At 62.7% G+C, this 14,655-nt stretch carries 14 protein-coding genes; 8 read left to right on the forward strand and 6 right to left on the reverse strand.

Features of this window, described 5'->3' with window-relative positions; all coding sequences use genetic code 11:
* Positions 1-18: 18 nt before the first annotated feature.
* The 3 genes from hutU to hutC all read left to right on the forward strand — a co-directional run bounded on the left by hutU (position 19) and on the right by hutC (position 4,156).
* Positions 19-1,701 (forward strand): urocanate hydratase, encoded by a 1,683-nt coding sequence (gene hutU, locus P3C18_RS13405; RefSeq protein WP_275962345.1) that lies wholly within the window; start codon positions 19-21, stop codon positions 1,699-1,701.
* Entirely contained in the window at positions 1,698-3,233 is a 1,536-nt protein-coding gene (gene hutH, locus P3C18_RS13410) for a histidine ammonia-lyase (RefSeq protein ID WP_275962346.1), read from the forward strand. The genes hutU and hutH overlap by 4 nt, the downstream gene beginning before the upstream one ends.
* A gap of 209 nt (positions 3,234-3,442) precedes the next feature.
* Positions 3,443-4,156 (forward strand): histidine utilization repressor, encoded by a 714-nt coding sequence (hutC, locus tag P3C18_RS13415; RefSeq protein ID WP_275962347.1) that lies wholly within the window; start codon positions 3,443-3,445, stop codon positions 4,154-4,156.
* A gap of 6 nt (positions 4,157-4,162) precedes the next feature.
* Here hutC and P3C18_RS13420 read toward each other — a convergent pair whose 3' ends face one another.
* The 4 genes from P3C18_RS13420 to P3C18_RS13435 form a co-directional block, all read right to left on the reverse strand.
* Positions 4,163-4,819, reverse strand: a complete 657-nt coding sequence (locus P3C18_RS13420; RefSeq protein ID WP_275962348.1) for an endonuclease — start codon at positions 4,817-4,819, stop codon at positions 4,163-4,165.
* Between the two features lie 434 nt (positions 4,820-5,253).
* Positions 5,254-5,661, reverse strand: a complete 408-nt coding sequence (locus tag P3C18_RS13425; RefSeq protein WP_275962349.1) for a PaaI family thioesterase — start codon at positions 5,659-5,661, stop codon at positions 5,254-5,256.
* Between the two features lie 28 nt (positions 5,662-5,689).
* Positions 5,690-6,568, reverse strand: a complete 879-nt coding sequence (locus P3C18_RS13430) for an alpha/beta fold hydrolase (protein WP_275962350.1) — start codon at positions 6,566-6,568, stop codon at positions 5,690-5,692.
* Complete coding sequence (locus P3C18_RS13435; protein WP_275962351.1) at positions 6,565-7,155, reverse strand: TetR/AcrR family transcriptional regulator; 591 nt, start codon at positions 7,153-7,155, stop codon at positions 6,565-6,567. The genes P3C18_RS13430 and P3C18_RS13435 overlap by 4 nt, the downstream gene beginning before the upstream one ends.
* 196 nt (positions 7,156-7,351) lie before the next feature.
* Here P3C18_RS13435 and P3C18_RS13440 point away from each other — a divergent pair, with 196 nt between their 5' ends.
* The 3 genes from P3C18_RS13440 to P3C18_RS13450 all read left to right on the forward strand — a co-directional run bounded on the left by P3C18_RS13440 (position 7,352) and on the right by P3C18_RS13450 (position 10,270).
* Entirely contained in the window at positions 7,352-7,948 is a 597-nt protein-coding gene (locus tag P3C18_RS13440; RefSeq protein ID WP_160014708.1) for a LemA family protein, read from the forward strand.
* A gap of 17 nt (positions 7,949-7,965) precedes the next feature.
* Positions 7,966-9,891, forward strand: a complete 1,926-nt coding sequence (locus P3C18_RS13445) for a M48 family metallopeptidase (protein WP_275962352.1) — start codon at positions 7,966-7,968, stop codon at positions 9,889-9,891.
* Between the two features lie 190 nt (positions 9,892-10,081).
* Positions 10,082-10,270, forward strand: a complete 189-nt coding sequence (locus tag P3C18_RS13450; protein WP_275962353.1) for a hypothetical protein — start codon at positions 10,082-10,084, stop codon at positions 10,268-10,270.
* A gap of 39 nt (positions 10,271-10,309) precedes the next feature.
* Here the strand turns inward: P3C18_RS13450 and P3C18_RS13455 are convergent, their stop codons facing one another.
* Positions 10,310-11,215 carry a LysR family transcriptional regulator gene (locus P3C18_RS13455; RefSeq protein WP_275962354.1) on the reverse strand — a complete coding sequence of 302 codons (906 nt, stop codon included), beginning with the start codon at positions 11,213-11,215 and terminating at the stop codon, positions 10,310-10,312.
* A gap of 80 nt (positions 11,216-11,295) precedes the next feature.
* On the reverse strand, positions 11,296-12,225 hold the full coding sequence (locus P3C18_RS13460) for an ion channel (protein ID WP_275962355.1): 930 nt from the start codon (positions 12,223-12,225) through the stop codon (positions 11,296-11,298).
* A 175-nt stretch (positions 12,226-12,400) separates the two neighbouring features.
* Here P3C18_RS13460 and P3C18_RS13465 point away from each other — a divergent pair, with 175 nt between their 5' ends.
* Together P3C18_RS13465 and speB are read left to right on the forward strand one after the other, a co-directional pair.
* A complete protein-coding gene (locus tag P3C18_RS13465) occupies positions 12,401-13,480 on the forward strand; it encodes a polyamine ABC transporter substrate-binding protein (protein WP_275962356.1) in 1,080 nt (359 codons plus the stop codon).
* Between the two features lie 10 nt (positions 13,481-13,490).
* On the forward strand, positions 13,491-14,462 hold the full coding sequence (gene speB, locus P3C18_RS13470) for an agmatinase (protein ID WP_275962357.1): 972 nt from the start codon (positions 13,491-13,493) through the stop codon (positions 14,460-14,462).
* Positions 14,463-14,655 lie beyond the last annotated feature (193 nt).

The following is a 14,655-nucleotide window of genomic DNA, read 5'->3' on the forward strand; positions in this document are numbered from 1 at the left end:
GTTGATAAGGAGCTTGCTATGAGCCTTTTCCGTGACACCGAAATTCGCGCCGCCCGTGGCACCACGCTGACCGCCAAGAGTTGGCTGACCGAAGCGCCGCTGCGCATGCTGATGAACAACCTCGACCCGGAAGTGGCCGAGAACCCCAAGGAACTGGTGGTGTATGGCGGCATCGGCCGCGCCGCGCGCAACTGGGAATGCTATGACAAGATCGTCGACGTGCTGACCCGCCTGGAAGACAACCAGACCCTGCTGATTCAATCCGGCAAGCCGGTGGGCGTGTTCGAAACCCACAAAGACGCACCGCGCGTGCTGCTGGCCAACTCCAACTTGGTGCCGCATTGGGCCACCTGGGAGCACTTCAACGAACTGGATGCCAAGGGTCTGGCCATGTACGGTCAGATGACCGCTGGCAGCTGGATCTATATCGGCAGCCAGGGCATCGTCCAGGGCACCTATGAAACCTTCGTCGAGGCCGGTCGCCAGCATTACGGCGGCAACCTCAAAGGTAAGTGGGTACTGACTGCAGGCCTCGGCGGCATGGGCGGCGCGCAGCCGCTGGCGGCGACTCTGGCCGGGGCCTGTTCGCTGAATATCGAGTGTCAGCAGTCGCGTATCGATTTCCGCCTGAAGACCCGTTATGTCGACGAGCAGGCCAGCGATCTGGACGACGCCCTGGCGCGTATCGACAAGTACTGCAGCGAAGGCAAGGCGGTGTCCATCGCCCTCTGCGGCAACGCCGCCGAGATCCTCCCGGAGCTGGTCAAGCGCGGCGTGCGTCCGGATATGGTCACTGACCAGACCAGTGCCCACGACCCGCGCCACGGCTACCTGCCGGCCGGCTGGAGCTGGGACGAGTACGTGGCCCGTGGCAAAACCGAGGAGGCCGTGGTGGTCAAGGCCGCCAAGCAGTCCATGGCCGTGCACGTGCGCGCCATGCTGGCCTTCCAGCAGATGGGCGTGCCGACCTTCGACTACGGCAACAATATCCGCCAGATGGCCTTGCAGGAGGGTGTCGACAACGCCTTCGATTTCCCTGGTTTCGTCCCGGCCTATATCCGTCCGCTGTTCTGCCAGGGTATCGGCCCGTTCCGCTGGGTGGCGCTGTCCGGTGACCCCGAGGACATCTACAAGACCGATGCCAAGGTCAAGGAGCTGATCCCGGACGACGCTCACCTGCACAACTGGCTGGACATGGCCCGCGAGCGCATCAGCTTCCAGGGCCTGCCGGCACGTATCTGCTGGGTCGGCCTGAAAGACCGCGCGCGCCTTGCTCAGGCCTTCAACGACATGGTCGCCAGCGGCGAGCTGAAAGCGCCGMTTGTGATCGGCCGCGACCACCTCGACTCCGGCTCGGTGGCCAGCCCCAACCGTGAAACCGAAGCCATGCAGGACGGTTCCGACGCCGTCTCCGACTGGCCGTTGCTCAACGCCCTGCTGAATACCGCAGGCGGCGCGACCTGGGTGTCGCTGCATCACGGTGGCGGCGTTGGTATGGGTTACTCGCAGCATTCCGGCGTGGTAATCGTCGCCGACGGCACGCCAGAAGCCCGCGTCCGCCTCGGTCGCGTGCTGCGCAACGACCCGGGCACCGGGGTGATGCGTCACGCCGATGCCGGTTATGAGATTGCCGTAGAGTGTGCCCGCGAGCAGGGCCTGGACCTGCCTATGATTGGCGCAACCCAAGGAGCCCATGCATGAGCCTGTTTACCCTGACCCCCGGCCAACTGAGCTTGGCCCAACTGCGCGCCGCCTATCAGGCGCCGCTGCAGTTACGGCTTGATGCCAGCGCTCATAACGCCATCGAGGCCAGTGTGGCCTGCGTTAACGGCATCATTGCCGAAGGCCGTACCGCTTACGGCATCAACACCGGTTTCGGTCTGCTGGCCTCGACCCGCATCGCTAATGAAGACCTGGAAAAGCTGCAGCGTTCGCTGGTGCTGTCGCATGCCGCCGGCATCGGTGCGCCGCTGGACGACGCCATGGTGCGGCTGATCATGCTGCTCAAGGTCAACAGCCTGGCGCGCGGCTTCTCTGGCATTCGCCGTCAGGTGATCGAGGCGCTGATCGCTCTGATCAACGCCGAGGTCTACCCGCATATCCCACTCAAGGGCTCGGTCGGTGCCTCCGGCGACCTCGCGCCGCTGGCGCATATGTCGCTGGTGCTGCTCGGTGAAAGCCAGGCGCGGTATCGCGGCGAATGGCTGCCGGCAACTGAGGCATTGGCCATCGCCGGTTTGCAGCCGATGACCCTGGCAGCCAAGGAAGGTCTGGCGCTGCTTAACGGCACCCAGGTGTCCACCGCCTACGCTTTGCGCGGCTTGTTCGAGGCCGAGGATCTGTTCGCTGCGGCCAGCGTCTGCGGCGGCCTGACTGTCGAAGCTGCGCTGGGCTCGCGTGCGCCTTTTGATGCGCGCATCCACGCGGCTCGCGGCCAACGTGGGCAGATCGACGCAGCGGCGGTCTATCGCCATCTGCTCGGCGACAGCAGCGAGGTCGGTCGCTCCCACGAAGCCTGCGACAAGGTGCAGGACCCGTATTCGCTGCGCTGCCAGCCGCAGGTGATGGGCGCCTGCCTGACCCAGCTGCGCCAGGCCGCCGAGGTGCTGGCGGTGGAGGCCAACGCGGTGTCGGATAACCCGCTGGTGTTTGCCGCCGAAGGCGAGGTGATTTCCGGTGGCAACTTCCACGCCGAGCCGGTGGCCATGGCTGCCGACAATATCGCCCTGGCCATCGCCGAAATCGGTGCACTGAGCGAACGCCGCACCTCGCTGATGATGGACAAGCATATGTCGCAGTTGCCGCCGTTCCTGGTGGCCAATGGTGGGGTCAACTCCGGCTTTATGATCGCCCAGGTCACCGCCGCCGCATTGGCCAGCGAGAACAAGGCGCTGGCCCACCCGCACAGCGTCGACAGCCTGCCGACCTCGGCGAATCAGGAAGACCATGTGTCCATGGCCCCGGCTGCTGGCAAGCGTCTGTGGGAAATGGCCGCCAACACCCGTGGCGTACTGGCCATCGAATGGCTGGGCGCCTGCCAGGGCCTGGATTTCCGCGAAGGGCTGAAAAGCTCACCGCTGCTTGAGCAGGCGCGCCAGGCCCTGCGTGCGCAGGTGCCGTACTACGTGGAAGACCGCTTCTTCGCCCCGGATATCGAGGCTGCCAATGCCCTGCTCGCCGAGCGCGTGCTGACCCCGTTGTTGCCGAGCGGGGTATTGCCGTCGCTGGCGTAGCCCGGATGTAATCCGGGGGCTCGGGTGTGGTCCGTCCCGGATTGCATCCGGGCTACGTCGGGATATGCGCAGTGGGTAGGGTGGACAACGCGCAGCTTGTCCACCAGCTCAGGTGTGGCAACGGTGGGCAGGCACAGCGTTGCCCACCCTACGTTGCAGCGTGTTGACGCGCTATTATCCGCGCATCGGGACCACCCCAAGGAGCCGCTGTGAGCAGTACAACCCCGCGCTACAAGGCGATTGAAGCGTTCCTGCTGGAGCGCATCCACAGCGGCGCTTACCCGGTCAATCATCAGATCCCGGCGGAAGAGCAGCTGGCGCGGGATTTTGGGGTCAGCCGGATGACCGCTAACAAGGCTATCCGCGATCTGGTGCAGAAGGGTTACCTGCAGCGCCAGGCCGGGCTGGGCACCTTCGTCACCGACCGCAAGGCCGAGTCATCGCTGCATGAAGTGCTGAATATCGCCAATGAAGTGCGCGGCCGTGGGCATGCCTACAGCAACGACATTATTCGCTGTGAAGCGCTGGCGGCAGATGATGAGGTGGCGCTGCGTCTGGGCCTGCGTCTGGGGGCCGAGGTGTTTCACAGCATTCTGGTGCACCGCGAGGATGGTGTGCCGATCCAGCTGGAAGATCGCTTCGTCAACCCGCGTTGGGTGCCGCATTACCTGGACAGTGATTTCTCTCGGCAGACGCCCAACGAGGTGCTGGTTAGCAGCTGCCCGATTTCCGATGTCGAGCATGTGGTCGAGGCGGTGCTGGTCGATCAGCAGGTGGCCGCCTGGCTGGCTATCGAAGTGGCCGCGCCGTGCCTGAGTGTGATCCGCCGAACCTGGTCGGATGAGCATCTGATCAGCTACGCCCGGCTGATCCATCCGGGCGATCGCTACAAGCTGCGTTCATCGCACAAGCCGCGCCGCTAAAACCGATCAGTTGTTGATCTGCTGCTCGACCAGTTCGGGATTGTCGATAAAACGGTTGCGGGTGCCTTGCAGGCCGGCGACTTTGTCGTTGCGTGCTTTTTCCTCGGCATCCGGCGGGTCCATCTGGTGCCACTTCTTGTACATCTGCACCTGGCCGACGATGGGCAGGTCGTACTCGACATGCATATAGAAGATCGCCCGCGCCACATTGCCTTTGGCTTCATCGCGCGGTTCCACTAGCTGGAAGCTGGTTTTCATGTCGCAGCCGATGTCGGCGAACTTGCTCGGCACGCTGTCATCCAGATCACCGAACTGCGCATTGCGCCGCACCAACTCGACACGGGTTAGCGCTGGGTAGAGGTTGTGCAGGTCGGAGGCCATATAGACGTAGCGCGGGTTCATAATTCCGCACTGGCGGTCGGTGACGCAGCGCAGCGCGCTTTTCAGCTGTTTGCTGCTGTAGATCGCGCTGGCCTTGAGTTGGCCGCTTTCTTCGGTGAACTCTTTACCGCAGTACAGCGTGCTGCCGCCCTGGCCATAAAGCTGGCTCCAGAACAGTTGCACGGCGGCTTTGGGATCGGAAAGCTGGTTCTGCCCGTTGGCCAGGGTGGGTAGGCTGATGCTGGCTGCCAGGCAGCCGATGGCAAGAAACAATGAGCGCATGTGTGGCCCCAATGACCGCCGTTGACGGGGTCTGTTGTTTTTGTAAGACAAGATCGAGTCTAACAAGACCTGCGTCACAAAATAAAGCCAAGCGTTTGCTCGGTTTTGCTGGGAAAGGTGCTGTGTAAGCTATGGCTTACACAGCGTGCTGCAGATCGCCACTATGCCGGGAACCGGCCGGCGACTAATCTGCCACCCATGGACGTCGCGCAGGAAGCGCACTTTAGCAACAGGGATACGTGGGACAGCTGCCAGGATGGCAAGCAGATCAAGGATGTCAGCAAACAGTCTGCAAAGACCCCGCAATGCGGGGTTTTCTTTTTTGTGCTCAGCGCATCCATGCGCTTCACCCCTCCGGGGCTTGCGCGCAAAAACGCTCCCGACGTTTTTGTGGCCCGCCATCCATTGCTGCCACTCTTCTCGCCCTACCGAAGCTATCGCGTGATCACGCTAAATACCGCGCTCGCCCGAGCAATCCGCACCGACTCGACGACAAAGTAGCAATTAGCAAACGCCAGGCTTTTACCGACCTTCTGCACATCGCTTTCGATGCTGATCCAGTCGCCGAGTTTGGCGGTGCCGGCGTAGTCGATGCTCAGGCTGCTGGTGACTATCGGCGTCGGTGGCTCCTGGGCGAAGGCGCTGTTATAGCCCAGGGCGACATCCGCCAGGCTGCTGAGTACGCCGCCATGCACCAGGCCGCGCGCATTGCAGTGTTTCTCCTCGACGTGCAGGCCAATCACCAGGCCTTTATCGCTGCGCTGGTTGTAGATCGGCCCGAGCAGATCAAGGAAAGGGCTGCTTCTGAATAGCGGGCTAAAGCCTGCGGGGATCATGTTCATCAGCGAAACCTCCTTTGCTCTGGGATATTCAGGCGGCCTGGCGCTGCGCCTGCAACTCGGCGAACCAGTTCAGCGTTTCATCCCACAGCGACTGCGCCGCCGGACGGAAGTAGCCCATATGGCCGATGGCACCGATGCTGGCGGCTGAGTCGATGGTGCGCGCCTGATAGGGCGCTGCGCTGTAAGCGGCCATAAAGGCGTCGCGCGAGGCGGGCGGGGCCCACAGGTCGTCCAGGGCGTTGGCGGCAATGATTGGCGTGCTGACCTGAGCAAAGCGTTTGGCGAGATCGGGCATCTGCGGGTCTTCGAAGAAGTAGCGCGGGTAGCCGCACCAGCGCTTCCACTGTTTGTACACGCCCAGCGGCAAATCCTCGCCCATGCCCAGCTTGCTCCAGGCCAGGTAGCCCTTGTAACGGGTCAGCAGTGGACCGATCAGCCGCCACATGGTCAGCACGCGCAGCTGCTCGGCCTTGGGCATCCAGCCGTGCCAGCCGGCCCCGGTGCCAAAGGTGTAGAAACCCTGGACCTGATCATGGTTCGGCAGCAGACCGAAGGCATGCCCGCCAAAGGAGTGACCGACCATATACAGCGGCCGCTGCGGATGACGGTGCTGGTCGACGGCGGCCGCCAGGTCGAGGTGCGCCCAGTCCAGATAATCCATGGCAAAGCCGCGCAGACTGGCCGGTTTCGATTGACCGATACCACGGTAATCGAGAGTCAGGGTGCTGTAGCCGCGCTGCGCTGCGTACTCGGCAAAGCGTCGGTAGAAACCCTGGGGCACGCCGGTGGCGCCGGCAATCACCAGCTGCGCCACCGGCTCCGGGGCGTGATAAAGCGTGGCGGTCAGCGGATAACCGTCGAGTGCCGGCAGCTGCACGCTTTCGCTAAGAATGGCTGGGGTATTCATGGGCGGACTCCTCCCGGAAACTGTTCGCGGGTCAGGTTGAACAGGGCAGTGGCGGCGCGCTTGAGCGGTTCGCTGCTGCCGGCCACGCGGGCTTGCAGCAGCCCGCCTTCATACAGCGCGACAAACAGTGCGGCGAGGTTATCCGCCTGTTCGCTGGGGTAGCCGTAGGCATGCAGTTGCGCACTCAATGCCTGACGCACGGCGGTAAAACTGCGCTGCAGAGCGGCGCGAATCTCCAGATCTTCCGGGCCGCTTTCCAGGGCGATGGTGGCCAGCGGGCAGCCACGCTCGAACTGGCTGCTCTCCAACTGCTGCAGCGCGCCTTGCAACCAGTTGTGCAGCGCCTTGAGCGGGTCGGTTTGCTGAGCAAAAAGCTGGCTGAACAGGCCGTCGATATGCCGGCTGATATGCTCGATAGCCGCCACCGCCAGCTCGCTTTTGCCGCCAGGGAAGTGGTGATAGAGGCTGCCCTTGGGCGCGCCGGCAATTTCCAGCAGTTCACTCAGACCAACGCCGTGCAGCCCCTTGCGTTGCAGGGCGTCGGCCATGGCGTGAATCAGTTTGTCGCGGGTTGAGGTCTTTTTCATGGGCTAAATATATAGACCGGTCGGTCTATTTTGCCAAGGATTTTCTTCGCCATAGCCAGCCGATATGGCGCGGCATAAGTTGGCTTTGCTGTCGGCGCACCTTCAGGCGTGCCGCGCAGAGTGCGCCGGTGAGCATTTCCTTTAGCGCTTTTCCGCTACCATCTGCTTCTCTCCCGCATGCGATAAGGATTTCCCCATGTCCATCTCCACGCTGATTTTCCTGGCGGTTGTTGCCGCGCTGATCTTTTACGTGATTGGCATCTACAACCAGCTGGTGACCTTGCGTAACCGCTTTCAGAACGCTTTTGCGCAGATCGAGGTGCAGCTCAAGCGTCGCTATGACCTGATCCCAAATCTGGTGGAAACCGCCAAGGGCTATATGGCCCATGAACGGGAAACTTTGGAGGCGGTGATTGCCGCGCGCAATAACGCGGTAACCGGGCTCAAGGCCGCAGCGGCGCAGCCGGGTAACGCGCAGAGCATGGCGCAACTGGGCGGCGCGGAAGGGCTGCTGAACAGCGCCCTGGGCCGCCTGAATGTCACGCTTGAGGCTTACCCCGACCTCAAGGCCTCGGCGAATATGCAGCAGCTCAGTGAAGAGCTGAGCAGCACCGAGAACAAGGTGGCCTTCGCCCGTCAGGCCTTCAACGATGCAGTGATGGCCTACAACACCTACAAGCAGGCGTTCCCGCCAGTATTGCTGGCCGCCAGCTTTGGCCATGCCCAGGACGCCAGCCTGCTGGAGTTCGCCGACAGCGCGGCGATCCAGGAAGCACCGAAGGTGTCGTTCTGAGTTAAGGGCCCGGCACGATGAATTTCTTCGAGCAACAGGATCGCGCCCGGCGTAACAGCGGGCGTCTGCTGATTCTGATGGCGCTGGCGGTGCTTAGCCTGATCACTCTGACCAGTCTGGTGCTTGGGTTGGTCTGGCAGCTCTTTGGCCAAAGTCACTCCTCGCTGTGGTTGGCCAGTGACGCGCCAAACAGCGTTCTGCCTAGTTGGCCACTGGTGGGTTGTGTGGCGCTGGTGGTGATCGGTGTGGTGCTGCTGGGCAGTCTATACAAGCAGCTGCAGCTGAGCCGTGGTGGCCAGGCGATTGCCGAGCGCCTGGGCGGACGTTTGATCAACCTGTCGCCACAGAACCTTGAAGAGCGTCGGCTGCTCAATGTGGTGGAGGAAATGGCCCTGGCCTCGGGCACCTCGGTGCCGCCGGTGTATGTGCTCGATGATGCCGGGATCAACGCCTTTGCTGCCGGCCTGACGCCGCAGGATGCGGTGATCGGGATTACCCGTGGGGCGATCTGTCAGCTCAGTCGTGATGAATTGCAGGGCGTGATCGCCCATGAATTCAGCCATATCTTCCACGGCGATATGCGCCTCAACACGCGCCTGGTGTCGGTGCTGCACGGCATTCTGCTGCTGGGCCTGATAGGCGGTTTTCTGTTGCGCAGCAGCGGGCGCAGTGGCCGCTCCAGCCGTAACAACTCGGTGGCGATCGTGCTCGCCATTGGGGTCACGCTGTGGGTGCTGGGCTATGCCGGGACCTTTTTCGGCAACCTGATCAAGGCCGCCGTAAGCCGCCAGCGCGAGTTTCTCGCCGATGCTTCGGCGGTGCAGTACACCCGCAATCCAGACAGCATCGCCGGGGCCTTGAAGAAGATCGGCGGCAATCTGTATGGCTCACAACTGCAGGCCGGGCATGCTGCCGAGTTCAGCCATATGTATTTTGCCGCCGGCATCAGCCAGGCCCTGGAAGGCATGCTGGCGACCCATCCACCGCTAGATCAGCGCATCCGCCGCATCACGCCAAGTTGGGACGGTCGTTATCCTCATGTGGCGGAGCTTAGCGCGGCAACGCCGGTGGCGGCAGCCAGCGATTCGACCGTGAATCTGTATGACCTGAGTGCCTTTGTCCCCGGCCTGAGCGCCGCCGCGGCGAGTGAGGCGATTGGCGCCATTGGCGACCCACAGGCAGCGCACCTGCTGGCCGCGCGCAGCAGCCTGGCGCAGCTGGATCTGGCCCTGAGTGAGGCGGCGCACAGCTGCAGTGGCGCCCAGGCATTGCTTTACGGCCTGCTGCTCGACCCTGTCGAGACGCAAGCTGTGCAGCAATTACAGCTGTTGCAGCCGCGTATCGCCGCCGAGGTTGCCACGCAGCTTGAGCAGTTGCGTGAGCCGCTGCGCCAGCTGGCGCCTGGAATGCGCTTGTCGTTGCTGGATCTGGCCATGCCGGCCCTCAAGCAATTGGCGGCCGATCAGTTCGCTGCGCTCAAGGCCAATCTGGCTCTGCTGATTCGTGCCGACGGCCGGGTCGCGCTGCTGGAATGGACGCTGCTGCGGATTGTCGAGCGCAATGTCGAAGGCGCGCGTGCGCAGACCAGCCGCTACCAGCTGCAGGAGCTGGCCGCTGAGACTCGCGTGGTGCTGTCGCTGCTGGCCCGTGCCGGCGGGGTGGATGAGCCGGCCGCGCAGCTGGCTTTCCAGCATGCTGGCAGCGAGCTGGCGTTCCCGCTTGAGCAACTGCTGCCGGCCAGCGCCAGTGGCTTGGCGGCACTGGAACCTGCGCTACGTCGCCTGAGCCTGCTCTGGCCGTTGCAGAAACCGCAGCTGCTCAAGGCCATGGCGCGCTGCATCGAACATGACGGCCAGATCAACCCCGCCGAGGCCGAGCTGATGCGCGCCGTGGCAGATATCCTCGATTGCCCGATGCCGCCCTTGCTCGCCACACGCGGCTGACCGTCCGGCGGTGCGGCTTGACCCTGCGCCGCGGGCGGTAGACTGTAAAACGGCGGCGCACTGTCATGCCCTGGTCATCAAACCGGGCAATGCTGAACTGGCCAATAACAACCACCTTTAGGGCGTTCGCCCCTTCATTGCACTGCCTCCTGACCCCGTCACGCCGTTTTTAAGCGGCAAGGAGAGAGCCATGAACCTGTTGCAGCCCGTCACCGCTGGGTTGTTTGATCCGCAGCTACAGCTTGAGGCCGAGCCTGATGCGCTTGAGGCTGAGCGGCACGACGCCAGCATCCACGCGGAAATCATCCACACCATCGCCGCTATCGACCAACTGACTGCGCACTGGCAGCGGCCCCCTGATCCGCCGCAGATGCGCTAAGCAGTCCCGCGCCAGGCGACATGGCTGTCGCCTGGCGCTTTATCTATCAGCCGTCGCAAAGGCCTGCAGCAAATCTTCGCTAAACGCCTGCTGGGCATCACTGGGGTGCTGGCCTCGATGGCTGGCCAGGTGAAACTGCACCTCGAAACTCAACGCATCGGCCTGCAGTGCGCGCAAACGGCCGCTGGCGAGCCAGGGCGCGGCGATATGTTCGGGCAAATAACCGATATGCCGGCCGGAGAGGATAAACGCCAGGGTGCCGTCCACCTGCTCGGTTTGCGCTGTGCTGGCTGCACTCTGAAAGGGCTCGCGGGCTTGCACGAAACGGTAGGGGTGATGCACCCGGTCGGCCTGTTGCAGGTCGGCCAGGCTGATGTGTGCGTGCTTGAACAATGGATGACTTGCCGCGCAGAACAGCACCTGGCGTTCGCGAAACAGCGGCTGATAATCCAGCGCGGCCTGGTTGCCGGAGAAGTAGCCGATAGCCAGGTGCAGTTGGTCCTGCAACAGGCGCCGTTCCAGTTCAGCCGGCATGGCCGTGAGCAGCTCGATCTGCACCGCCTGATTGCGCCCGCGAAAGCGGCCGATGGCGTCGGCTACCTGTTCCAGCACGTTAGCCGCCAGCCCTTCGGAGAGGCCAATTCGTAGCTCGCCCAAAAGCTTATCGGCCATGCCCTGGGCTTCGTCCTTGAAGGTGTCGATGGCACTGAACAGTTTGCGCGTGGCGCTCAACACCTGCTCGCCCTTGGGCGTCAGGCGAAAACCGCCCTTGCCGCGCTCGCACAGGCGAAAGCCCAGCCGCGTTTCCAGCTTGGCCATCTGCGTGCTGATGGTCGACTGGCCAATCCCCAGTTCACCCTGAGCAGCGCTAAAGCCGCCGCACTCCACCACGGTGACAAACAGGCGCAGCAACTGCAGGTCAAGGTCACGCAACTGGCTGAGCATGCCGGCTCCAAACATTGTTGGTTATAGATGCGCGAGTAGATCACTTGGCTTTTCTTCAATGCAACTCGCCGTGCCGCACGCTAGCGGGTCATCTTTTTCACAAACACCACGACAAACAGTGCCATGGTAAAGCTGCCGGCGAAGGCCTCGAAGGCGGCAAGCGGGCGGGCCAGGCCGTGTGGTGTGATATCGCCGTAGCCGAGGGTGGTGAAGGTCACCACGCTGAAGTAGAGGCAGTCGCCGAGGTCATCCAGATTGGCCAGCCAGCCGCGTTCCAGGGCCAGGCCCAGGGATTGCCCGGCATGTTGTACGCCGACCAGAAAGTACAGCAGGCCGCAGAAAACGATCAGCGCGATGGAGAACAGCACAACGTTGAGCGGCTTTTCGCCGTAGCCGCTGAACAGGTCGACCAGCCAGGACAGCAGGCGCCTGCCGCCATAGCGCGGCAGTTGCAGGCGGCGCATAACCATTTCGCGGTGGAAAAACATGCCGGCTTGTTCGAACAGCCCGGCTTTCTCCAGGTGCAGGCGCAGGTTGCGATAGGTTTCCTCGGCCTCTTCAAAGCAGCGTTTAGCGGCGTCGTAGTCGCCAAGGCGCTGGTGCGCGCTGCCCTGGCGCTCCTGGCGCAGGCGCCGATCCCAGATCACGTTGTCCAGTCGCGCGCCGTCGAGTTGCACGCCGAGCAGGTTGCAGTCGCGCAGGTCGCAGCAATGCAGGTTGGCGCCGCGCATATCGGCTTTCATCAGCGAGCTGCCGCGCAGGTCGAGGCCAAACAGGTGGGCTTTCTGCAGGTCGGCACGGTACAGGTCGGTATCGCGCAGGTCGTAGCCGGTGCGCTGGTGGTGGTTGACCAGATCGACGCCAGCCAGCTTGGCGTACTTGAGCTGAAAGCCGCGCATGGCCTCGCCGCTTTGCGCGCGCTGCTGCAAGGCGGCGCATAGCCCTTCAACGTCACGCTTGTCTTGGTCGGCATCAAGCCAGAAGTGTTCTTCGACATGCAGCTCAGTCATGGGGGTGTTCTCCGCGGTGGTCTAGCAAGACTAGTAGGCTGCTGATGTAGCGGATGGGTTCACGCGGTTAAACATTGATTGATAGCAATGTCAGCGTGCGCCACTTCATATTTTTACAACGCAAATGGCGGCGCAGGATGCCCTTGCCCGATAAAAACCGATGAGGTAGTTCGCCATGCGCCCGGTCATTCCACTGTTGCTGCTGTGTTGCGCATTTGCTGCGCAGGCCGAGGAGAAGGCCCTGAATCTCTACAGCTGGTCCGCTTATGTACCGGAGCAAGCGCTACAGCGCTTTCAGGCCGAGACAGGGATCAAGGTCAAATACGACATCTTCGACAGCGCCGAAGCCCTGGACAGCAAGCTGCTGACTGGCGGCAGCGGTTATGACGTCGTCTTCCCAGCCTCCAGCGGGCTGGCGCGAGCGATTCAGGCCAAGGCCGTGCAGCCGCTGGATCGCACGCAGCTGCAAAATCTCGACAATCTTGATAGTGAGCTGCTGGGCAAACTTGCCAGTACCGACCCCGGCAACCAGTACGGCCTGCCGTACACCTGGGGCACGGTCGGCGTGGGTTTTAACCGCCAGGCGCTGGAGCAGCGCTTGCCCGGTGTACCGCTGAATAGCCTGGATTTGCTGTTCAAACCCGAGTACGCCAGCAAGCTCAAGGATTGCGGCATCGCGGTAATCGACTCGCCGCAGGAAGTGATCAGCATCGTCCTCAACTACCTGGGTAAAGACCCTTACAGCAGCGAACGCGCCGACCTCGATGCGGTGGCGCAGCTGCTCACCCAGCTGCAACCGAACCTGCGCTACGTCGGTGCCGGACGGCATATCAATGACCTGGCCAAGGGCGAAATCTGCCTGGCGCTGACCTATAACGGCGACGCCTATATGGCAGCTGCCAACGCGGCCGAGGCCAAGCAGCCGTTCGAGGTGCAGTACCGCATCCCACGTGAGGGCACTTTGCTGTGGTTCGACACCATGGCGATTCCTGCCGACGCGCCGCACCCCAAGGCCGCCCACGCCTTTATTGATTACATGCTGCGCCCCGAGGCCATCGCCGAGCTAACCAACAGCGTGTTCTTCGCCAACGCCAACCATGCGGCCACTGAGCTGGTTGACCCGGCGATTACCGGCGATGCCGATATCTACCCCGGTGAAGCGGTGCGCGCGCGGCTGTTCGCCGAACAACTGATGCCGCTGCGCCAACAGCGCGAACGTACGCGCATCTGGACCACTTTCCGCAGTCAGTATTGAGTACAAGGCAATGGAAGAATTTAACGGCAACGACCTGGCATTTACCCGCGACAGCCTCTACGGCACCTTCTCCGAACCGACCTATGCTGGCGTCACCAGCTTTATGCGCCGGCGTTACAGCCGCGACCTGCAGGGCGTGGATCTGGTGGTCAGTGGGGTGCCATTCGACACCGCCACCACCAACCGGCCCGGCACACGTTTCGGCCCGCGAGCGATTCGCGCGGCCTCGATCACCAGTGCCTGGGAGCGGCATTACCCCTGGGAGTTCGACCCCTTCGACCACCTGGCAGTGATCGATTACGGCGACTGCAATTTCGATCACGCCCTGCCGCACAAGATTCCGGCGGCCATCGAAGCGCATGCCGAGCATATCGTTCAGGCCGGTTGCGCCATGCTCACCCTGGGCGGCGACCACTTCATCAGCTACCCGCTGCTCAAGGCCCATGCGCGCAAGTACGGCGCGCTGTCGCTGGTGCACTTCGATGCGCATAGCGACACCTGGCCGGACAGCGACGCCAGCGAGCAGGGCGTCAGCCACGGCACCATGTTCTATCACGCCGCCCGCGAGGGCCTGGTCGATCCGTCACGCTCGGTGCAGATCGGCCTGCGCACCACCAATGACGACGTAATGGGTTTTCAGGTGCTGGATGCGCGCCAGGTGCACCGCAGCACGCCGGAGCAGATCGCCGCGCAAATCCGCGAGCGAGTCGGTGATAACCCGGTGTACCTGACCTTCGACATCGACTGCCTCGACCCGGCCTTTGCCCCTGGCACGGGCACGCTGGTGTGCGGCGGCCTGAGTACGCACCAGGCGCTGGAGATTCTGCGTGCCCTGCGCGGTATCAACCTGGTGGGCATGGATGTGGTGGAAGTCTCGCCACCCTACGATCACGCCGAACTCACTGCCCTGGCTGGCGCCACGGTGGCGATGGAATTGGTGTGTTTGTATGCGGCGCGGCATAAATTGGGCGAAAAAACCTAGGGTGGAAATGGCTGTTTATTTTCTCCATTGGCACTTACTTCGGCTGCTCATGGTGGTGCTACGTCCTGATGGGCTCAGCGAAACCTGTAGGAGCGGCCTTGGCCGCGATTTTGATTATTCACGTTGATTCGCGGGCAAGGACTAGGCGTCCCCCCCGCTCCTACAAGAACTGAGCATGTCGGCCAAAGCCAAT

The sequence above is a fragment of the Pseudomonas sp. 1928-m genome (genome assembly GCF_029269135.1).
In the GTDB taxonomy this organism is placed as follows: Bacteria; Pseudomonadota; Gammaproteobacteria; order Pseudomonadales; family Pseudomonadaceae; genus Aquipseudomonas.